Genomic DNA, 20,537 nt, shown 5'->3' with positions numbered 1-20,537 from the left:
CCTTATTTCTTCACGTATAACTTTGACCACTTCCCCCGAGTATACTATAATTAGACTGTTAATCGAAAAAGAGGTGACGGTTTTGTTAGAACGTTTGCAATCATTGGAAGATCGATACAATAAATTGAATGAACTGCTTAGTGACCCGGATGTAATCAGTGATATGAATAAATTGCGTGAATATTCCAAGGAACAGTCTGATCTGGAAGATGTTGTTCAGGCGTATCGTGAGTACGAAGATGTGAGGCAGCAATTGAAAGATGCCCGGGAAATGCTTGATGATGATTTGGATAATGAGATGTATGAGATGACGAAAGAAGAAATTTCCGACCTCAGTAAACAGCAGGAAGAACTGGAGGAGAAGTTGAAGGTTCTCTTGCTTCCTAAGGACCCGAATGATGACAAAAACGTTATCATGGAAATACGCGGGGCTGCCGGTGGTGATGAGGCTGCATTGTTTGCTGGCGACCTTTACCGGATGTATTCCAAATTTGCTGAGAACAAAGGTTGGAAAACCGAAGTTATCGAAGCGAGTTCCACAGGTGTAGGCGGTTACAAAGAGATTATTTTCATGGTTAATGGGAATGGTGCGTATTCCGAGCTGAAGTTTGAGAATGGTGCGCATCGTGTGCAACGCGTTCCGGAGACGGAATCCGGCGGGCGGATCCATACATCGACTGCGACTGTCGCGGTTTTGCCGGAAGCGGAAGAAGTGGAAGTCGATATTCATGAAAATGATATTCGCGTGGATACGTTCGCATCAAGCGGTCCTGGCGGCCAAAGTGTTAACACGACCATGTCTGCTGTCCGTCTTATACATGAACCAACCGGCATTGTTGTGTCCTGTCAGGATGAAAAGTCACAGATTAAAAATAAGGAAAAAGCGATGAAAGTGCTGCGTGCACGCGTCTATGATAAATTCCAGCAGGAGGCACAGGCGGAATATGATGAGAATCGTAAATCCGCGGTCGGAACAGGTGACCGGTCTGAGCGGATTCGTACGTATAATTTTCCGCAAAACAGGGTGACAGATCATCGCATTAACCTGACCATTCATAAGCTCGATCAGATTATGGAAGGAAAAGTCGAGGAATTCGTTGAAGCGTTGTTAATCGAGGAACAAACGAAAAAACTCGAACAAATTGGTGAATAGCATGATAAATGAATCGAAGCAACATGAAGTCCTGCGCCGGGCTTCTCTTTTTTTAGAAAAACATCATCGTGAGCCAAAGGTGGCGGAACTGCTGTTGCAGCATTATCGCGGTGTTTCCAGGTCGGCATTTTTCATGGATATGCAGGAACCGGTTCCACGGGAAGTTGAAGAACAGTTTCAACAGGCAGTAGAAAAACATGCGAAAACCGGTATGCCGATCCAGCACATTACTGGAAGCGAAGAATTTTACGGAAGAAAATTTCAGGTAAATCGGCATACGCTCATCCCAAGGCCGGAAACGGAGGAGCTTGTTCAGCAGGTGATTCGGTCGACCCCCGCCAACAAACCGCTCACGATTGTCGATGTTGGCACTGGGAGCGGAATTATCGCCATTACACTTGCGTTGGAACTGAACCAAGCCACTGTTTATGCAACAGATATATCTGAACCGGCGCTGGAAATGGCAAGAAAAAATGCAGCAACACTTGGGGCTGATGTTCATTTTCTTCACGGTGATTTTCTCAAACCTGTTATGGAAAAAAACATCCATGCTGATATCATTGTTTCAAATCCACCGTACATTTCCGTGGCCGAAAAAGCTGGACTCGCTGATACGGTGAAAAACTTTGATCCGGAGCTTGCTTTGTTTGCCGAAGAGAATGGTCTGGGAGCTTATAAAAAAATCATTGCCGATTTGCCGTATGTAACGGAAACACATGGTCAGGTTTTTTTCGAAATCGGCCATGAGCAAGGCGCCCCCGTCAGCAAGCTGTTAACCAGTACCTTGCCTGACAGCACGTCTGAAATCATTAAAGATATCAACCAGAAAGACCGGATTCTGAAAGGAACCTGGTAAACAGGCAGTACAGCTGTATCTGCTAAAATATACGAGATTCATAGTTTAAATCTATTAACCCCTGTCCATACTGTTTGATAAATCGGTTGGAGAGGGGTTTTTGACGGTGAAGAAATTTGTTTTTGGCGCTATTATTATTTTTATTATTCTATTTTCCATGCCAATCAAAAGTTTAAGTGAAGATAACAGTTCAAAATTGGATGTGAAGGTTATTCCGGACGAAGCAATTCGGCTCAGAATTCTTGCTAACAGTGACAGCCCGGCCGATCAGGCGCTTAAAAGAATGGTCCGGGACGAGGTCAGCGATGTCATTTCCAAATGGGTCAAGGATATTACGGATATTGATGAGGCAAGAAGGATGATTGAAGCACGGATTCCTGAAGTTAAGCAAATTGTCGGTGACGTACTTAAAAAAGAAAATAAGCAGTCCGGGTATGATGTAAAATACGGTAAAAATATATCATTTCCCGCCAAACTTTACGGAAATTATATGTATCCGGCCGGCAAATATGAAGCGGTGCTGATTACACTTGGTGAAGGAAAAGGCGCCAATTGGTGGTGTGTATTGTTTCCGCCGCTCTGTTTCCTGGATTTTTCAAATGGAACGAGTGTAGCCGAGGCGTCACCGGCTTCGGAGAAAGAGAAGAAAGAGTTGGAAGAAGAGGAAGAGCCTGTTGAGGTAAAGTTTTTTCTGTTTGAGTGGTTTGATTGGTTATAGGTTTGGAAGTTTCCGCATAAGATGATAGAAATACAATATTATCTTAAGAGGTGATGAGGATGAAACTTGTACCAGCAAATAAGGCACCGAAAAAAGATTTGGAACGATTTTTGAATAAAAATGAAAATGTGGACGGGGACATTCTTGTGGATAAAGGGTATGCCGTCGACGTGGATGGGCAAATTGAAGGGTGTTTTGTATTGGATGCTGTGGAGGACGGAATCTATTGGTTAAAACAGCTTTATATTACGAAAGACGCTGCGGCCAAGCTGCCTGTGCTGCTGGAGGCTATTTTAACCCTGGCAAAAGAAAAGCAGGCGCAGAAAGTATATGTCCACAGCCATCAACCAATGGTGGATATCTTATTGGAAGCTTTGCAATTCCATCCACAGGCTGGGAGTGAATGGGTGGATAAGTACCCGATTGAAAAGGGAAATTGGTGGACATATAACGTTTCATAATTTATACACAAAAATCTGTGGATAATATGTGTGGAATCTGTGTATAACAATCGATAGTTATGAACATAGCAATTATATCAATAGGTGTTTTGTGGATAGTCTGTGGATAATCGTCCATAGACTATTTATTTTGCTAAAAAAAAGCCCTTGGACTAGAATAAATTTACACGATAAGATAATCAGAGTTAGCGAGGTACGAGCATGCGTGAAACAAAACGATGGAATATGAAGACAGACAGCAATGCAATTATGGAAGCTGCTGCCTTGTTAAAACAGGGAAAAACGGTGGCATTTCCGACTGAAACGGTCTATGGTCTCGGAGCGGATGCGACCAGCCAACAGGCGGTATCTGGAATTTTTCAGGCAAAAGGCCGGCCTGAGGACAACCCGCTGATTGCCCATGTGGCCACAAAAGAACAATTGCGTAAATTGGTAACCAGCTTGCCGCCGCTTGCGGAAACCTTAATAGATGCTTTTACACCAGGGCCGCTGACGATGATTCTGCCGTCAAACGGAACCTGTGCAAAAAATGTAACGGCCGGGTTATCCACAATCGGTGTCCGAATTCCAGATCATCCGGTTGCGCATGAATTATTGAAAACGTGCGGAATCCCGGTCGCCGCTCCAAGTGCCAATATCTCCGGAAAGCCAAGCCCGACCAGTGCAGACCATGTATGGGCGGATTTGCATGGAAAAATTGACGGCCTTGTGGACGGCGGACCGACCGGAGTGGGTGTGGAATCGACAGTTGTGGATTGTACACAGGAAATTCCTGTCGTTTTAAGACCGGGCGGCATTACTAAAGAACAAATTGAGCAGATCACTGGCACCGTCATGGTTGATCCGGCACTTGCCGGATCAGCTGACAGACCGAAAGCACCCGGCATGAAATATACCCACTATGCGCCGGAAGTTCCGATGTGGCTTGTGGAAGGATCCCCTGAAAAAATTCAGGCAGTTATCAACAGGGCACAAAATGAACATAAACGCGTCGGTGTCATGGCATGCAATAGAACAGCAGAAAACCTGCAAGCGGACCGGATTATATCGCTGGGAAGCGATCTGCGGGAAATCGCCGCCAATTTATATGATGCATTGCGTGAATTTAAAAACGGGGATACGGATTTGATTCTTTGCGAAACGTTTCCAACTGAAAATATTGGCCAGGCAGTTATGAATCGCTTGGAAAAAGCCGCTTCGGATTATATTCCAGAGTAGCCGGGACCCGGGTCAGCTGAACCCATCGACCGCGAATCATATTCACCTTTGGACATGCATAAAGTGTATTAGTATGGATGTCCGGGGGAGGAATGTGAATGTCGGCATATCAGATAGGGGAGTTGGCTTCCCTCATATTCATGGCCATTGCGCTTGGGATGGATGCTTTTTCGGTCAGTCTTGGACTGGGGATGCGGGAAATCCGCCTGAAGCGCATTGCTTTAATTGGTATGGTTATTGGTCTGTTTCATATGATTATGCCATTTATTGGAATAATGCTGGGACAAGTTATTTCACAGCAAATTGGTCAGTATGCGGTACTTGCAGGCGGTTTGCTGCTTGTGGGAATCGGTGCACAAACTGTTTTTTCAGCGTTTAACCATGAAACCAGGAAATTTGTCCAGCCGGTTGGAGCCGGGCTCTTTATTTTCGCATTAACTGTCAGCCTGGACAGCTTTTCAGTTGGGCTCAGCCTGGGTATGTCTCAGGTGAAAGCGGTGATTGCACTATTGTTGTTCGGGACCGCCAGTATGATTCTGACATGGGCCGGTATGATTCTGGGACGAAAAGTACATGGACTGCTCGGCGTCTACAGTGAAATTTTAGGCGGCAGTATTTTGTGCGGATTCGGTTTGAACATGCTTTTTTAATGACGAAAGGATTTTCTGCAGCTGAGCGGGAAATCTTTTTTATTGCAATTTAACCCTGTGTTAAACTGCCAACTGCACTTTTGTCAATTTCTTGACTATTTTTTCTGACACGTAAAATTTTCTATGGTATAGTTTGTGTTATGGAAGTTATAAAATGGGGGATCCCAAATGAACATTTTATTCGTTTGTACCGGAAATACGTGCCGAAGCCCGATGGCCGAGGCGTTGATTCGTCATATAATACCGGATGTCAATGTGCAATCGGCGGGGATTTTTGCTGTCGATGATCAGCGCCCGAATTCGAAAGCAATCAAGGCGCTGGAACATAAAAATATCCCGATTGATTCCAGGTCACAGCCTGTTACCGACATTTTACTGGACTGGGCAGATCTTGTGATTACGATGACCACACAGCACAAGCAATCGCTGATTATGCAGCACCCTGACTTCCAGGAGAAATATTTTACATTAAAGGAATATGTTTCTGAATCTGATAAGAAAATATGGAATGAACTGACCAAAGCATATGCAGATTTGGAAGAGAAACGATCCAAAATCATTCAGGAGAACCAGCATCAGATCAGCAATCCGAAGCTGGAAAAAAAGCTGGCTGAAGAGCTGGAAGCTGACATAAATAACATCCGTTATCTGGAAGCGAATATTATTAATTATGATATTTCCGATCCGTTTGGCGGCAGTCTGGAAACGTATCAGAAAACACTTGAAGAGTTGGAGAAATATGTCGGGCTGCTTGCAAAGAAAATAAAGTGAATCTTCAATTGGCGAGTGCCGTACAGCAAGTTTCGTGCAAAAACTCGTGCGAACTCCGGGTCAAACGTGCGAACTACCGCTAAACTCGTGCGAACATCGGGTCAAACGTGCGAACTACCGCCAAACTCATGCGAACAATATGGGACATAGACAGAAATACTTAAAATTTAAGCAAAACTGATGCATAATGGAGATAGATTGGAAACTACATCGAGAGGAGCGTTCGAATCATGAAAGTCATTTTAACCTCAGACCATGCAGGCGCGAAATTGCGTGAAGAAGTACGAAATCTGCTCGAGGAAATGAATATCGACTATGAAGATACCGGCTGTACATGTGAGACATCTGTTGATTATCCGGACTATGCACTGCCTGCTGCTGAACGCGTGGCCAAAGGTGAATTTGACCGGGGGATTTTCATTTGCGGCACAGGAATCGGCATGTCCATTTCCGCCAATAAAGTAAAAGGCATCCGTTGTGCATTGACCCATGACGTGTACAGTGCCAAATTGACCCGTCAGCACAATGACTCCAACGTTCTGGCAATGGGTGAACGTGTCATTGGACCGGGTCTTGCAGCAGAAATTGCCAGAACATGGCTGGAAACAGACTTTGACGGTGGACGGCATGCCAACCGTATCGGAAAAGTCACTGCTTATGAAGGTTAATAACGTGAACCCAACGTCAGGGTTTTCCCACTGACAGTCAGGTAAGCGAACGGACAGTTCCGGCAGCTGCCAATGTAATTTGAAGTGGCGAATTGCTGCCAGTTTAAAGGCAGGCGATCAACATGAACGATTTTATTCAGCAGGTTAAAGAGGATACCGAAGCTGTTTTGACAGAGTTTCAAAACAGCGGTCATTTGAAAAAAGGTGATTTATTTGTAATCGGTTGCTCGACAAGTGAAGTTGTTGGCAGCAACATCGGCACATCCTGGAGTGATGAAGCTGCAGCGGTGATTTTTGATGCACTAAGGGACATGCAGCAGCAAACAGATGTGGAACTGGCTTTTCAATGCTGTGAACATTTAAACCGTTCACTCGTTGTTGAAAAGAAAACGATGCAACAGCATCATCTCGAGCAAGTCTCGGCGGTTCCAATGCCTGGTGCGGGTGGATCAATGGCATCTTATGCATACCATCACATGGAACAGCCGGTTGTCGTCGAAACAATTAAGGCTGACAATGGCATCGATATTGGTGAAACGATGATCGGCATGCACTTGAAAAAAGTTGCTGTCCCGCTCCGTTTTAACAAGCGGGCAATCGGCGAGGCACGAGTCAATGCAGCACGCACCAGACCAAAACTGATTGGCGGTAAGCGTGCAGTCTATGAACCTATGAATTAAGCAATGTATACACTAAAAATTTTTACGAGGGGGAATCACTTTGGAACATCTAAAACAAGCAGATCAGGAACTGTACAATGCAATGCAGGATGAAAGAAAGCGTCAGCAGGAAAAGATTGAATTAATCGCTTCCGAAAACTTTGTCTCTGAAGCAGTCATGGAGGCAATGGGTTCGGTGCTGACGAACAAATATGCGGAAGGCTATCCCGGCAAACGCTACTATGGCGGGTGTGAACATGTTGACGTCGTGGAGAACCTCGCACGCGATCGCGCCAAAGAACTGTTCGGTGCAGACCATGCCAACGTACAGCCGCATTCCGGTGCACAGGCGAACATGGCCGTCTACTTCACGGCGCTTGAGCCAGGTGACACGGTACTCGGAATGAGTCTGGATCATGGCGGACACCTTACCCATGGCAGTCCGGTAAACTTCAGCGGGAAATTGTATAATTTTGTGGATTATGGTGTTGATAAAGAGTCTGAAAAACTGGATTATGATGCTGTTTTGGAAAAAGCAAAAGAAGTGAAGCCAAAATTGATTGTTGCAGGTGCAAGTGCCTACTCACGTGAACTTGATTTTGCCAAGTTCCGCGAAATTGCCGATGCAGTCGATGCATACCTGATGGTCGACATGGCACATATCGCCGGACTTGTCGCAGCAGGCCTGCATGCGAATCCTGTGCCACATGCACATTTTGTCACAACGACAACACACAAAACATTGCGCGGCCCACGCGGCGGCATGATTCTTTGCAAAGAGGAATTCGCGAAAAAAATTGACAAGGCTGTTTTCCCTCGTATGCAGGGCGGCCCGTTAATGCACGTTATCGCAGCAAAGGCGGTATCATTTAAAGAGGCGTTGTCCGATGATTTTAAAGCATACAGCAAACAAATTGTCGTTAATGCCAGTACGCTTGCCGAAGCATTGGTCGCTGAAGGTGTGCGGGTTGTATCAGGCGGAACGGATAACCATTTGTTGCTTGTTGATGTAACAACACTTAATTTGACCGGTAAAGTTGCCGAAAAAGTGTTGGATGATATTGGTATTACCGCAAACAAAAATACGATTCCGTTTGATCAGGAAAGCCCGTTTGTCACAAGCGGACTCCGTATCGGTACTGCAGCCGTGACGTCACGCGGCTTCCGCGAGGCAGAAATGAAAGAGATCGCCTCGATCATTGCCCATACGCTGAAAAATCATGAAGATGAAGCTGCATTGCGTGAAGCAGCAAACCGCGTCAAAGCGCTGACCGACAAGTCTCCATTATATGCTTAATAGATTAGGATGTTCCCTTGAACGGGGGCATCCTTTTGTTTGCTGCAACACAGGTTGGTTTTGGACAGTTTTCACTGCTTTCTATCAGAAACAATTGGACTCCTATCAGGAACTTTAGGTGTCCTATCAGCGAAAACAGCACTTCCATCAGGATTTCGTTTCAGGTGCAGCATAAAATCTGACTTGAAAGCACATCTTTTTTTCAGTACAATTTTAAAGATGCAACAAATTTCAAAGGAGTGATCAGAAAATGGGTAAAGTGCACGTACTGGATCATCCATTAATTCAACATAAGCTGACGTACATACGAGATAAAAATACGGGAACGAAGGAATTCCGCGAGCTTGTGGACGAGGTTGCGATGTTGATGGCGTTTGAAATAACACGTAATCTCCCGCTTCAGGAAAATACGGTTCAAACACCTGTCATGGAAGCACAGACGAAAGTGCTTGCCGGCAAAAAAATCGGACTGATCCCGATTCTCCGTGCCGGACTTGGCATGGTTGACGGTATGCTGAATCTGATCCCGGCCGCACGTGTCGGACATGTCGGGTTGTACCGCGATCCCGAGACACTGAAGCCGGTGGAATACTACATTAAACTGCCGAAAGATATTGAGGAGCGCGAACTGATTGTCATTGATCCAATGCTTGCGACAGGCGGATCAGCGAATGAAACCATTCACTCCTTAAAAAAGCGCGGGGCAAAGCAAATTCGTCTGATGTGTCTGGTTGCGGCCCCGGAAGGCGTTGAAGTGATCAAAGAAGATCATCCTGATGTTGATATCTATCTTGGTGCACTGGATGAAAAACTGGACGAGCATGGATACATTGTTCCAGGGCTTGGCGATGCCGGTGACCGCCTGTTCGGCACCAAATAATAGTGGAGTGAACTGACAATGGCTGGACCGATTAAAGTGATGACGACGTTCGGGACGAGACCGGAAGCAATAAAAATGGCTCCGGTCGTTCTTGAACTGAAAAAACGACCGGACATGTTTGAGCCGATTGTGGCTGTTACCGCGCAGCATCGCGAAATGCTTGATCAGGTACTTGATATTTTCGGGATTACGCCGGACTTTGATTTGAATATTATGCGGGAAAAGCAGTCCCTTGCGCAGATAACAACCCGCGCATTGGAAGGGCTTGATGAGGTTATGAAAAAAACGGAGCCTGACATCGTGCTTGTTCATGGCGATACAACGACAACATTTGCGGCATCGCTCGCCGGTTACTATAATCAGATTGCGGTCGGGCATGTGGAAGCAGGGCTCCGCACATGGAATAAATATTCCCCTTACCCGGAAGAAATGAACCGGCAGTTGACTGGCGTGATGGCTGACTTTCATTTTGCCCCAACGGAAAAATCAAGGCAAAATCTGCTTGCTGAAAATAAGAGGGCTGATCGTATTTTTGTGACTGGAAACACGGCGATTGATGCTTTGAAAACAACAGTGGATGAAGCGTACTCAAGTCCGATAATCGATGGCTTGAATGGCAAGCGGCTCGTGCTCATGACTGCTCACCGCCGGGAAAACCTTGGCAATAACATGCGGCAGATGTTTCGCGCGATTAAGCGGCTTGTCGAAACACATGATGATATTCAGGTGATTTATCCGGTCCATCTGAATCCGGTTGTCCAGGAAACAGCGAATGAAATTCTCGGTAACGATGAGCGCATTCAGCTGATTGAACCGCTAGGAGTAGTGGATTTTCATAACTTCGCAGCCAGGTCGCATCTGATTTTGACCGATTCCGGCGGTGTTCAGGAAGAAGCGCCATCCCTTGGTGTTCCTGTTCTCGTATTGCGTGATACGACCGAACGTCCTGAAGGCATTGATGCAGGTACATTGAAACTAGCCGGCACCGATGAAGATACTATTTTTGAGATGGCACATGAATTGTTGTCGGATCACGATGCTCATGAAAAAATGGCTGAAGCGTCCAATCCGTATGGTGATGGACGAGCATCGGAAAAAATCGCCGACGCAATTGTGGAGTATTTTAATAAGTAGGAAGATACGGAGACCCAGTCTGAGGGCTGGGTCTCTTTTGTGCTGATGATGGTCGAGCGGTGATCCATGGATATAGAAAACATCAACCGCACGGGTGGAACATCAACCGCACGGGCGAAACATCAACCGCACGGGCGAAACATCAACCGCACGGGCGAAACATCAACCGCACGAGCGAAACATCAACCGCACGAGCGGAACATCAACCGTACGAGCGGAACATCAACCGCACGAGCAAAACATCAACCGCACAGGAAAAACATCAACCGCACAAGATCATAAGTCAACACTTCATGTCTCAACCCTCAAAAATTCGCACCCCGTCGATGCATGATTTTCCTTTTTTTACAAAACCTATCCATAAAAAGGGGACATGATGCATGCGCTACATAATGATTCTGCTTCTGACCGCAGTCACACTGCTTCCTTCAATCGCAGGTGCGGAAATAAACCATACCAACAAAATGAACAACAATAAAGCATCGATCATCATCGAGGTGGAGGGTGATCCGCACGAGCACAAACAATACATCATCAACCATTATCCATATGTCGAAATTATCGCGGTGTATGACAAGCTGTTTAACGGAATCGCGCTGAAGGCATCACCCAGACGGTTTGAGCGCATGGGTTCGCTTGATTTTATTAAAACAATTCATCCGACAGCGATATATGAAACAAATGTGGACCGTTCATCAGCAGTCAAGCTGGCTGAACCAATCAAAAAAGACGCTGTTATCCCGGCAGCAATCAACAATACAAAATATTCCGGTGACGGGGTGCAGGTTGCCGTGATAGATACTGGTATCGCGTATAACCACCCGGACCTTGCTGAAAATTATAAAGGTGGTTTTGACCTGGTGGACTTGGATGATGATCCGATGGAAACCCTTAAAGCGCAGGGAATCCCAACGATGCACGGGACACATGTGGCTGGAATTATTGCAGCTGATGGCGAACTGACCGGTGTTGCTCCCGATGCGGATATCTATGCATATCGTGCACTGGGCCCAGGCGGCCGCGGTACATCGGTGCAGGTGATTGCCGCGCTTGAACAGGCAGTCCAGGACGGGGCTGATGTCATCAATCTTTCGCTCGGAAATACAGTCAACGGCCCGGATTTTCCGACAAGCGTTGCGGTTAACCGGGCGGTTGAAAAAGGAGTGACAGTCGTTATTGCGAACGGCAACAGTGGTCCGGAAAAATGGACAGTCGGTTCACCGGCAACTGCCGCAAACGCCATTTCAGTCGGAGCAGCGGCCCATCCTCAAAAAGTTCCATACCTGCAGGAGAGTTTGCTTGATAAAAAAATCCCACTGGCCTTAATGGCAGGTTCACCACCATGGAATTTTACCACCGATCACCGGATTGCACCGTTTCCGGGAAATAATGTTCAGGGAAAAATAGCCCTGATCCAGCGCGGGAAAGTACCTTTTTTTGAACTGGCAAAACAGGCTGAAGAGGCCGGTGCGATTGCCGTGCTGATTTACAATAATACAAAGGGGGGATTTCGCGGTTCCATTGAAAACACCGGCAATCCTATCCAAATTCCGGTCGCATCCATTACCAAAGCTGAAGGTGAATGGCTGCTTCAGCATGCAAAAAATAATTCTTTGTATATGGAAACAAATTATGCAACTACCAAATTGGATATTGCCGCGTTCAGTTCGCGTGGTCCGGTAACGGTCAACTGGGATCTCAAACCGGATGTCAGTGCGCCGGGCACCAATATTTTAAGCACGGTTCCAGACGGCTATATGCAGCTGCAGGGGACAAGTATGGCCGCACCGCATGTCGCCGGTGCGATTGCGCTCATAAAGGAAGCACATCCTGACTGGTCAACCAAACAAATAAGCGGGGCTTTGAAGACAACTGCACATACCATCAGCGGGAAAGATGGCACGCCAATCAGACCGATTGTTCAGGGTATGGGTGAAATCGATCCAAAAGCAGCCATTAATACGACATCCATTCTGTATAATCCACTGCTGTCGTATGGAAAAATTGATTCCTACAAAGAGAAAAAAACGATCAATTTAAAAATCGAAAATACCAGCAGCCATGACCAAACGTACACATTTAAAACCCCTGAAATGAAGCGAGGCATCATGTGGCACCTGCCGCTTTCCTTCACCATTCCGGCGGGCGAAACGAAAAAGGTGCCGGTGGAACTCAGTGTGAACAGCAATCTTTTGGATGAAGGAATTCACCAAGGCTGGCTGACACTGATGCAGGATGAAGAAACATACGAACTTCCATATTTGTTCATCAATCAGACTGCCGATTATCCAAAAACGATGGGATTCAGTTTTTCCCTGAAGCCGTTTTCCGATGAAAAATATGTTTACCAGATGTACGTAACAGAGCCGGCTGACAGCATTGAAGTGAATCTGTACAATCCGGAAACACTTATCTTTGACCGGACGTTTTTGCGGATGGAGGATGTCGATCCGGGAATGGTCAAAGGACAGCTGAAAAAGTCAGAACTGGGCAAGCCGGGAACATATCAGGCCGTCATTACCGTACAGTTGAAAAACGGACAAATCGAAAGTCACCAGACTGAAGTGACGATTGTGAAAAAGCCTTAACGTTCGGTTTCTGAACAAAAATGCCAGTTCACAGAATCGTCATGTTTTTGACAAGCTTAATCATTTATAATGAATAGTGTAAAAGAATGTTAAACGGAATGCGGTTAAGCTGTGTATGTCACGGCTCGAAAAAAGGAGTCGAAATAAGTCGAATTTCAGCTGTCTAAAACTGGCAGCTGACATCCGATTTTTGATGCTGCATTGTGATTGACATCGGACTGTGGCTAATGTACACTAACTTAGTGTGGAATGGTAAGGTTTTCAGTATAAACTGAAATAATAGTGTTTTTTAGCAGAAAAATCTTACTTTAGTATAAAAAATATATTCCACATCTGCAGTGATTTACCTCACATTGCTTCTTAAAATTTATGAGGAACCGATCCTGGGTTTTTTGCCCTGAAGTTGCGGGCGAACCAGGTTTTTCTAATGTGGATGGCAGAATTTCAGTCCAGGCCTGATAGCCAGGCTGAATAATTGCACAACATTATCAGGAGAAGAGTCGAATCATGTCAAACTATGATCTTATGATAACCCGTCAGCGAAAATGGATGTTTTACCTTCTTGCAGTATTGGTGCTGGGGGCCGGCTTTACTCCTTATCCGCGAATTTTCCTCGGACTCCTGTTAGGAAGCACAGCCAGCTTTTACAATTTATGGCTTTTGCAAAAAAAGATTGATGATGTAGGAGAAGCAGTAGCCAAGAATAAGAAAGTAAAAGGCGTTGGTACAGTGGGGAGGCTCGCGTCAGTCGCACTCGCAGTATTGATAGCACTTCGTTTTGAAGAACATTTCCACATTATAGCAGTAGTAGTTGGACTGATGACATCCTATATTGTCATTATTGCAGATTTTTTTGTGTCTGAATTTAAAAAGTAATGAGAGAGGGGTGAGAAAGTGGATCATGAAGCACCATTAGTTGAGGATGTTCTGGGGATATCCTGGCTTGATTTTAATTTGTCCAACGTTCTGATGATTATCATTGCGTCCGTCATTGTATTCTTCATTTGTTTGCTGGCATCCAGAAGCCTGCAAATGAAACCGACCGGGGTCCAGAATGTTATGGAGTGGATTATTGACTTCGTGAAAGGCATGGTCAATGACACAATGGAATGGAGCACAGGCAGGATTTTTCTGCCAATGGCACTGACACTGATCTTATACATTTTCGTCAGTAACCTGATGGGTGTCGTTACGTTGGCAACATTCGGTAATGAATTATGGTGGAAATCACCGACATCCGATGCAGGAGTTACGTTGACATTATCCGGTATGGTAATTATTTTATCAAACTACTATGGTGTCAAAGCCAAGGGCGGCAAGGAATACTTTAAAGGATTCCTCAAACCGTTTCCTCTATTTTTACCGATTAAGATTATTGAGGAGTTTGCCAACTCATTGACACTCGGTCTTCGGTTGTTCGGTAACATTTATGCAGGTGAGGTATTGCTTGGATTACTTGCAGGATTGATGGCTTCCGGAGCTGTCGGATTCATCGGTGGTATCATTCCGATGTTGGCATGGCAAGGATTCAGTATCTTTATCGGTGCAATCCAGGCATTTATTTTCACATTGTTGACATTAGTATACTTATCACAAAAGTTCAGTGATGATCACTAGGATTTTTTCTAAGAATTGGTAATAAACCTGTTCATTCAGGATAAAAAATTACAAACATTTTTGAGGAGGATTTTCAAATGGGAGTTTTAGCAGCAGCAATCGCAGTTGGATTAGCCGCAGTTGGTGGCGGTATTGGTAACGGTCTTATTGCAAGTCGTACAGTTGAAGGGATCGCTCGTCAGCCAGAACTGAAAGGTCAGCTTCAAACAACCATGTTCATTGGTGTAGGTTTGGTTGAGGTTATGCCGATCATCGCAGTAGTTATCGCATTTATGGTTATGTAGTAAACGAACAGAATAGGCGGAGAGAGCCTCTTCGCCATTTTATGTTGCACACGAAATATAGAATGCTGAAATGTTAGATGGAAGGAGTGAATACTGTGCCGACATTCACTGGATTTTCTACAATATATGCCGGAATCGGCGGACTCCATGTTGGAGATATGCTTGTTCAGCTTGCTACCTTTATAATTCTGTTGTTGTTGCTGCGTAAATATGCGTGGGGGCCCTTGATGGGGATTATGCAGAAGCGTGAGGAATATGTGGCCAACGAGATAGAATCAGCTGAAAACAGCCGCAAAGAAGCTGAAAAAGCACAGGAAGAAGCTACAGCTCAACTGAAACAGACAAAGCAGGATGCGCAGCAAATCATTGAGGATGCAAAACGTACCGGTGTGAAGCAGGAGCAGGAGATTGTTCAGTCCGCAAAAACAGAGGCTGAGCGAATCAAGCAGGCTGCACAGGAAGAAATCCAAAATGAAAAAGAAAAAGCAATCCAGGCATTGCAGGATAAAGTTTCTTCATTATCTGTTCTGATTGCCAGCAAGGTTATTGAAAAAGAAATTAGTGCACAGGATCAGGAAGAACTGATTAATGACTATATTAAAGAGGTAGGAGAAGAGCGATGAGTGGAGAAGTAGTAGCTAATCGTTACGCAGACGCTCTTTTCGCCATTGCCAACGAACAAGGGAAAACAGAACAGCTGATGGAAGAATTTGAAGTGCTGGATGAAATTTTCCGGAGTAACAAAGAATTAAATGCATTTCTTGAGCATCCTCGTGTCAGTAATACCAGGAAAAAACAATTTCTAGATGAAGTGTTTAACGACTTTTCAGCCAATGTAAAAAACACACTGAAAATTTTGGTTGAACGCCATCGTACTGAGATTATTCCTTCTATTATAAATCACTACGCAAAACTGGTGAACGATGCAAAAGGAATCGCGGAAGCAACTGTATACTCGGCTCGTGAATTGTCAGAGGCTGAAAAAGAACAACTTGAAAAAACGTTTGCGAAGCGGTTGAACAAGCAAACGGTCAAGCTGGAAAGCGTTGTGGATCCATCCGTCCTCGGTGGTGTTAAGGTACGGGTCGGGAATTCGATCTATGATGGTACAATCAGCGGTAAATTACAACGTCTCGAGCGAAATATAGGCATTGCAAACTAAAGAAGATAGGGGTGAAATGGTATGAGCATCAAAGCTGAAGAGATCAGTAGTTTGATTAAACAGCAAATCGAGAATTATGACTCGGAAATTGAAGTAAGCGATGTCGGCACAGTTATTGAAGTCGGTGACGGTATTGCACGTGCTCATGGTCTTGATAACGCGATGGCCGGTGAGCTTGTCGAGTTTTCCAATGGTGTCATGGGCTTGGCACAAAACCTTGAAGAATCAAACGTCGGGATTGTCATCCTCGGGCCGTTTACAGAAATTAAAGAAGGCGATGAAGTTCGTCGTACAGGAAGAATCATGCAAGTACCTGTTGGTGAGGAGCTGCTTGGTCGTGTTGTTAACTCGCTTGGTCAGCCTATCGATGGAAAAGGACCTGCGGAAACATCCAAAACACGTCCGATTGAATCACCTGCACCTGGTGTAATGGATCGTAAATCAGTTGATGAGCCATTACAAACAGGTATTAAGGCAATTGACGCACTCGTACCAATTGGCCGTGGTCAGCGTGAATTGATTATCGGTGACCGTCAAACAGGTAAAACAACAGTAGCAGTTGATACCATTTTGAATCAGAAAGATCAGGACATGATTTGTATTTATGTTGCGATTGGTCAAAAGGAATCAACGGTAAGAAGCACGGTTGAAACATTCCGCCGTTATGGCGCATTGGATAACACAATCGTAGTATCTGCAGGTGCATCAGACCCTGCACCAATGCTTTACCTTGCACCATATGCCGGTGTATCCATGGGTGAAGAATTTATGCACGATGGCAAGCATGTGCTTGTTGTATATGATGATTTATCAAAACAGGCGACAGCTTACCGTGAACTTTCATTACTGTTGCGTCGTCCTCCAGGCCGTGAAGCATTCCCAGGGGATGTATTCTACCTGCACTCACGTCTATTGGAACGTGCGGCAAAACTGAGTGACGCAAAAGGTGGCGGTTCACTGACTGCACTGCCATTTGTTGAAACGCAGGCAGGCGACATCAGTGCCTATATCCCAACAAACGTAATTTCCATTACCGATGGACAGATCTTCCTGCAGTCTGATTTATTCTTCTCCGGTGTACGCCCGGCGATTAACGCAGGTTTATCCGTATCACGTGTTGGTGGTTCTGCACAAATTAAGGCGATGAAAAAAGTTGCCGGTACATTGCGACTTGACCTGGCATCATTCCGTGAGCTGGAGGCATTCGCACAGTTCGGGTCAGACCTTGATAAAGCAACCAAGGCGAAACTTGCCCGTGGTGAGCGTACAGTTGAAATTTTGAAGCAGGGATTGCATAAACCATTGGCTGTTGAAAAACAGGTCATGATTATTTATGCACTGACAAAAGGTTTTCTTGATGATATTCCTGTTGAAGATATCACACGCTTTGAAGAGGAATTCCACATTTGGCTCGACGACAATCGTAAAGAGCTGCTTGCATCTATCCGCGAAACAGGAAAACTTCCTGAAGCTGATGACATGAACGATGCAGTTGAATCATTTAAAAAGAAATTTTTACCTTCAGATAAATAAATAGTGGTGAGCGAACCACTATTTATGGGAAACGCAACCTTTTTATGAAAGGGCGGTGAAAAAGCTTGGCATCATTACGAGATATAAAAGCACGTATTCAATCGACAACGAAAATGAAACAGATCACAAAGGCTATGGAAATGGTATCTGCCTCAAAATTAAACAAGGCGGAGATGAATGCGAAACAATTTGTTCCATACAGTGAGAAGATGCAGGAAGTGGTTGGCAGCATTGCGAACGGCAACAAGAACGCAAAACATCCGATGCTGCAGGAGCGTGACGTTAAAAAGACCGGTTATGTGGTTATCACTTCCGATCGTGGTTTGGCCGGATCTTATAACAATAGTGTGCTCCGTGAAGTGTATAGAACAATCAATGAACAGCACAGTTCAAAAGATGAATACACGGTTATTGCAATCGGGCGCGTTGGGTATGAGTTTTTCAAAAAACGGAACATGCCGGTTGCGAAAAGCATAACCGGACTTGCCGATCAGCCTGATTTTGCAGATATTAAAGCCATTGCATCGGGAACTGTTCAAATGTTCGTTGATGAAGAAATTGATAAGCTGATCTTAAGTTACAATCATTATATAAGTGTAATTTCACACGAAGTTACATCGAAACAAGTATTGCCAATAACCGATGTGGAGACACAATCCGCATACGGCAGTCAATATGAGTATGAACCGGATCAGGAGCAAATCCTTGAAGTTCTCCTGCCGCAATATGCGGAAAGCCTTATTTACGGAGCATTATTGGATGGAAAGGCTAGTGAGCACGCATCACGGATGACTGCAATGCGCAGTGCAACCGATAACGCGAATGAAATTATCGATGACCTGTCATTGTCATACAACCGTGCACGCCAGGCAGAAATCACACAGGAAATCACCGAAATCATCGGTGGTGTAGCGGCACTGGAATAGCTCTGTGACCAGTTCGAAAGTAAGTTAGGAGGGAAATCGATGAGCAAAGGACACGTTACACAAATTATGGGACCGGTTGTCGACGTGAGATTCGATGACGACAATCTCCCTGAAATTTATAATGCGCTAACGATCAAATCCAATGAAGGGGACAAAGAGATTGACCTTACATTGGAAGTAGCACTTCATCTTGGTGACAATTCCGTCCGTACCATTTCCATGACCTCAACTGATGGTCTGCAGCGCGGTGTGGAAGTGGAAGATACAGGTGCGGCAATTTCAGTCCCGGTTGGTGAAGAAACACTCGGTCGTGTATTTAATGTACTTGGTGATAAAATTGACTTGGAAGAACCACTGCCAGCGAGTACACGTAAAGACCCGATTCATCGTCAGCCGCCGGAATTTGAAAACCTGACAACCGATACAGAAATTCTTGAAACAGGCATTAAAGTTGTTGACTTATTGGCACCATATACCAAGGGTGGTAAAATCGGTCTGTTTGGTGGTGCTGGTGTTGGTAAAACCGTTCTGATTCAGGAATTAATCAACAACGTTGCACAGGAACATGGCGGTATCTCGGTTTTCGCAGGTGTTGGAGAACGTACTCGTGAAGGTAATGACCTTTACTATGAAATGAGCGACTCCGGCGTTATCAAGAAAACTGCCATGGTTTTCGGGCAAATGAACGAACCGCCTGGTGCACGTATGCGGGTTGCCCTGACTGGTTTGACAATGGCAGAATATTTCCGTGATGAAGAAGGACAGGACGTTCTGTTATTTATCGATAACATTTTCCGTTTCACACAGGCAGGTATGGAGGTTTCCGCACTGCTTGGCCGTATGCCATCAGCAGTTGGTTATCAGCCGACACTTGCTACAGAAATGGGACAGTTGCAGGAACGGATCACAACAACGGACAAAGGTTCCGTAACATCAATCCAGGCTATCTACGTGCCTGCCGATGACTATACAGACCCGGCGCCGGCAACAACGTTCGCCCACTTGGACGCAACAACAAACCTTGACCGTAAACTTTCCGAGCAAGGTATTTACCCGGCTGTGGATCCACTTGCATCAACATCTCGTGCGCTGGACCCTGAAGTAGTCGGGCAAGAGCATTATGAGGTGGCACGTGAAGTTCAGCAGACACTTCAACGCTACAAAGAACTGCAGGACATTATCGCAATGCTTGGTATGGATGAACTCGGGGATGAAGACAAACTCGTCGTTGCACGTGCACGTCGCATCCAGTTCTACCTGTCACAGAACTTCCACGTTGCTGAACAGTTTACTGGTCAAAAAGGTTCGTATGTACCAGTAAGCGAAACGGTAAAAGGCTTCCGTGAAATTCTGGACGGTAAACATGATGATCTGCCGGAAGACGCATTCCGTCTGGTAGGCCGCATTGAAGATGTAGTCGAAAAAGCGAAAGATATGGAATAATTACGAAGACGCAGAGGTATGACGACAACTGGGTAAAATTTCGACTCATGTTTGTATCGATCTGTGAATTTTATCCAGCATTCTACCTGTCTGAGGAGGGGTTACATTGAAAACACTAACTGTGAGTGTTGTTACTCCTGATGGGCCAGTATTGGAAGATGATTTCGAAATGGTAAGCTGTCGAGCAGAAGGCGGGGAGCTCGGTGTACTACCTGGGCACATCCCGACTGTCGCTCCATTGACGATAAGCGTTGTACGACTCAAGCGCAGCAATGGATCCGAAAAACTTGCTGTCAGTGGTGGATTTTTGGAGGTCAGACCAGAGAAAGTGACCATCCTGGCACAATCTGCCGAAAAACCATCAGATATTGATGTTTCCCGGGCAAAAGAAGCAAAGGAACGGGCTGAAAAACGCCTCCAAGCCAAACAGGAAAACATCGACTTCCAACGGGCAGAATTAGCACTCAAACGAGCAACAAATCGTTTAGATATCGCTCAGTAATGAAAAAATCTCTTGTA

Annotated in this window: 23 protein-coding genes; all 23 read left to right on the top strand. The window is 45.3% G+C overall.

From position 1 onward, the window contains the following. The first annotated feature begins 82 nt into the window (after positions 1-82). Positions 83-1,153 (top strand): peptide chain release factor 1, encoded by a 1,071-nt coding sequence (gene prfA / locus HUX68_RS11435; RefSeq protein ID WP_174614951.1) that lies wholly within the window; start codon positions 83-85, stop codon positions 1,151-1,153. Position 1,154: 1 nt separating this feature from the next. After that, entirely contained in the window at positions 1,155-2,009 is an 855-nt protein-coding gene (gene prmC, locus HUX68_RS11430) for a peptide chain release factor N(5)-glutamine methyltransferase (RefSeq protein WP_174614950.1), read from the top strand. Positions 2,010-2,115: 106 nt separating this feature from the next. After that, entirely contained in the window at positions 2,116-2,727 is a 612-nt protein-coding gene (gene spoIIR / locus HUX68_RS11425; RefSeq protein WP_174614949.1) for a stage II sporulation protein R, read from the top strand. A gap of 59 nt (positions 2,728-2,786) precedes the next feature. Then, a complete protein-coding gene (locus HUX68_RS11420) occupies positions 2,787-3,188 on the top strand; it encodes a GNAT family N-acetyltransferase (RefSeq protein ID WP_174614948.1) in 402 nt (133 codons plus the stop codon). A gap of 201 nt (positions 3,189-3,389) precedes the next feature. After that, a complete protein-coding gene (locus HUX68_RS11415; protein WP_174614947.1) occupies positions 3,390-4,406 on the top strand; it encodes an L-threonylcarbamoyladenylate synthase in 1,017 nt (338 codons plus the stop codon). A 98-nt stretch (positions 4,407-4,504) separates the two neighbouring features. Further along, complete coding sequence (locus tag HUX68_RS11410) at positions 4,505-5,056, top strand: manganese efflux pump MntP (protein WP_174614946.1); 552 nt, start codon at positions 4,505-4,507, stop codon at positions 5,054-5,056. Between the two features lie 168 nt (positions 5,057-5,224). Continuing rightward, a complete protein-coding gene (locus HUX68_RS11405; protein WP_174614945.1) occupies positions 5,225-5,827 on the top strand; it encodes a low molecular weight protein arginine phosphatase in 603 nt (200 codons plus the stop codon). A 230-nt stretch (positions 5,828-6,057) separates the two neighbouring features. Further along, the gene (gene rpiB / locus HUX68_RS11400) at positions 6,058-6,495 is read left to right on the top strand and encodes a ribose 5-phosphate isomerase B (protein ID WP_174614944.1); all 438 of its coding nucleotides are present in this window, start codon (positions 6,058-6,060) and stop codon (positions 6,493-6,495) included. A gap of 134 nt (positions 6,496-6,629) precedes the next feature. Then, the gene (locus HUX68_RS11395) at positions 6,630-7,175 is read left to right on the top strand and encodes a TIGR01440 family protein (protein ID WP_246206767.1); all 546 of its coding nucleotides are present in this window, start codon (positions 6,630-6,632) and stop codon (positions 7,173-7,175) included. 40 nt (positions 7,176-7,215) lie between these two features. After that, the gene (locus HUX68_RS11390; RefSeq protein ID WP_174614942.1) at positions 7,216-8,451 is read left to right on the top strand and encodes a serine hydroxymethyltransferase; all 1,236 of its coding nucleotides are present in this window, start codon (positions 7,216-7,218) and stop codon (positions 8,449-8,451) included. A gap of 250 nt (positions 8,452-8,701) precedes the next feature. Then, positions 8,702-9,331 carry a uracil phosphoribosyltransferase gene (gene upp / locus HUX68_RS11385; protein ID WP_174614941.1) on the top strand — a complete coding sequence of 210 codons (630 nt, stop codon included), beginning with the start codon at positions 8,702-8,704 and terminating at the stop codon, positions 9,329-9,331. Positions 9,332-9,349: 18 nt separating this feature from the next. Continuing rightward, positions 9,350-10,465, top strand: coding sequence for a non-hydrolyzing UDP-N-acetylglucosamine 2-epimerase (gene wecB / locus HUX68_RS11380; RefSeq protein WP_174614940.1), 1,116 nt, complete (start codon positions 9,350-9,352; stop codon positions 10,463-10,465). Positions 10,466-10,531: 66 nt separating this feature from the next. Beyond that, on the top strand, positions 10,532-10,747 hold the full coding sequence (locus HUX68_RS11375) for a hypothetical protein (protein WP_174614939.1): 216 nt from the start codon (positions 10,532-10,534) through the stop codon (positions 10,745-10,747). Positions 10,748-10,845: 98 nt separating this feature from the next. Further along, positions 10,846-13,053, top strand: coding sequence for a S8 family serine peptidase (locus HUX68_RS11370; protein ID WP_174614938.1), 2,208 nt, complete (start codon positions 10,846-10,848; stop codon positions 13,051-13,053). A gap of 507 nt (positions 13,054-13,560) precedes the next feature. Beyond that, on the top strand, positions 13,561-13,929 hold the full coding sequence (locus tag HUX68_RS11365; protein WP_174614937.1) for an ATP synthase subunit I: 369 nt from the start codon (positions 13,561-13,563) through the stop codon (positions 13,927-13,929). A gap of 18 nt (positions 13,930-13,947) precedes the next feature. After that, complete coding sequence (gene atpB / locus HUX68_RS11360) at positions 13,948-14,670, top strand: F0F1 ATP synthase subunit A (RefSeq protein ID WP_174614936.1); 723 nt, start codon at positions 13,948-13,950, stop codon at positions 14,668-14,670. A gap of 77 nt (positions 14,671-14,747) precedes the next feature. Further along, entirely contained in the window at positions 14,748-14,954 is a 207-nt protein-coding gene (gene atpE / locus HUX68_RS11355; RefSeq protein ID WP_174614935.1) for a F0F1 ATP synthase subunit C, read from the top strand. Between the two features lie 77 nt (positions 14,955-15,031). After that, on the top strand, positions 15,032-15,577 hold the full coding sequence (gene atpF / locus HUX68_RS11350; protein WP_174614934.1) for a F0F1 ATP synthase subunit B: 546 nt from the start codon (positions 15,032-15,034) through the stop codon (positions 15,575-15,577). Next, positions 15,574-16,116, top strand: coding sequence for a F0F1 ATP synthase subunit delta (locus HUX68_RS11345; RefSeq protein ID WP_174614933.1), 543 nt, complete (start codon positions 15,574-15,576; stop codon positions 16,114-16,116). The genes atpF and HUX68_RS11345 overlap by 4 nt, the downstream gene beginning before the upstream one ends. A 21-nt stretch (positions 16,117-16,137) precedes the next feature. Further along, positions 16,138-17,649 carry a F0F1 ATP synthase subunit alpha gene (gene atpA, locus HUX68_RS11340; RefSeq protein WP_174614932.1) on the top strand — a complete coding sequence of 504 codons (1,512 nt, stop codon included), beginning with the start codon at positions 16,138-16,140 and terminating at the stop codon, positions 17,647-17,649. Positions 17,650-17,714: 65 nt separating this feature from the next. Further along, complete coding sequence (atpG, locus tag HUX68_RS11335) at positions 17,715-18,575, top strand: ATP synthase F1 subunit gamma (RefSeq protein ID WP_174614931.1); 861 nt, start codon at positions 17,715-17,717, stop codon at positions 18,573-18,575. 39 nt (positions 18,576-18,614) lie between these two features. Further along, positions 18,615-20,018, top strand: coding sequence for a F0F1 ATP synthase subunit beta (atpD, locus tag HUX68_RS11330; protein WP_174614930.1), 1,404 nt, complete (start codon positions 18,615-18,617; stop codon positions 20,016-20,018). Positions 20,019-20,124: 106 nt separating this feature from the next. Then, positions 20,125-20,520, top strand: a complete 396-nt coding sequence (locus tag HUX68_RS11325; RefSeq protein ID WP_174614929.1) for a F0F1 ATP synthase subunit epsilon — start codon at positions 20,125-20,127, stop codon at positions 20,518-20,520. The last annotated feature ends 17 nt before the right edge of the window (positions 20,521-20,537 follow it).

This window comes from Virgibacillus ihumii (genome assembly GCF_902726655.1).
Taxonomy (GTDB): Bacteria; Bacillota; Bacilli; order Bacillales; family Amphibacillaceae; genus Lentibacillus; species Lentibacillus ihumii.
The sequence above is the reverse complement of the archived record's forward strand: the minus strand, read 5'-3'. Positions and strand labels throughout refer to the sequence as shown.

Bases quoted from the DNA above. Each gene is read 5' to 3' on its own strand.
- prmC (WP_174614950.1), top strand. From the start codon at position 1,155: ATGATAAATGAATCGAAGCAACATGAAGTCCTGCGCCGGGCTTCTCTT.
- HUX68_RS11420 (WP_174614948.1), top strand. From the start codon at position 2,787: ATGAAACTTGTACCAGCAAATAAGGCACCGAAAAAAGATTTGGAACGA.
- HUX68_RS11415 (WP_174614947.1), top strand. From the start codon at position 3,390: ATGCGTGAAACAAAACGATGGAATATGAAGACAGACAGCAATGCAATT.
- HUX68_RS11410 (WP_174614946.1), top strand. From the start codon at position 4,505: ATGTCGGCATATCAGATAGGGGAGTTGGCTTCCCTCATATTCATGGCC.
- HUX68_RS11405 (WP_174614945.1), top strand. From the start codon at position 5,225: ATGAACATTTTATTCGTTTGTACCGGAAATACGTGCCGAAGCCCGATG.
- rpiB (WP_174614944.1), top strand. From the start codon at position 6,058: ATGAAAGTCATTTTAACCTCAGACCATGCAGGCGCGAAATTGCGTGAA.
- upp (WP_174614941.1), top strand. From the start codon at position 8,702: ATGGGTAAAGTGCACGTACTGGATCATCCATTAATTCAACATAAGCTG.
- wecB (WP_174614940.1), top strand. From the start codon at position 9,350: ATGGCTGGACCGATTAAAGTGATGACGACGTTCGGGACGAGACCGGAA.
- HUX68_RS11375 (WP_174614939.1), top strand. From the start codon at position 10,532: ATGGATATAGAAAACATCAACCGCACGGGTGGAACATCAACCGCACGG.
- HUX68_RS11370 (WP_174614938.1), top strand. From the start codon at position 10,846: ATGCGCTACATAATGATTCTGCTTCTGACCGCAGTCACACTGCTTCCT.
- HUX68_RS11365 (WP_174614937.1), top strand. From the start codon at position 13,561: ATGTCAAACTATGATCTTATGATAACCCGTCAGCGAAAATGGATGTTT.
- atpE (WP_174614935.1), top strand. From the start codon at position 14,748: ATGGGAGTTTTAGCAGCAGCAATCGCAGTTGGATTAGCCGCAGTTGGT.
- atpF (WP_174614934.1), top strand. From the start codon at position 15,032: ATGGAAGGAGTGAATACTGTGCCGACATTCACTGGATTTTCTACAATA.
- HUX68_RS11345 (WP_174614933.1), top strand. From the start codon at position 15,574: ATGAGTGGAGAAGTAGTAGCTAATCGTTACGCAGACGCTCTTTTCGCC.
- atpA (WP_174614932.1), top strand. From the start codon at position 16,138: ATGAGCATCAAAGCTGAAGAGATCAGTAGTTTGATTAAACAGCAAATC.
- atpD (WP_174614930.1), top strand. From the start codon at position 18,615: ATGAGCAAAGGACACGTTACACAAATTATGGGACCGGTTGTCGACGTG.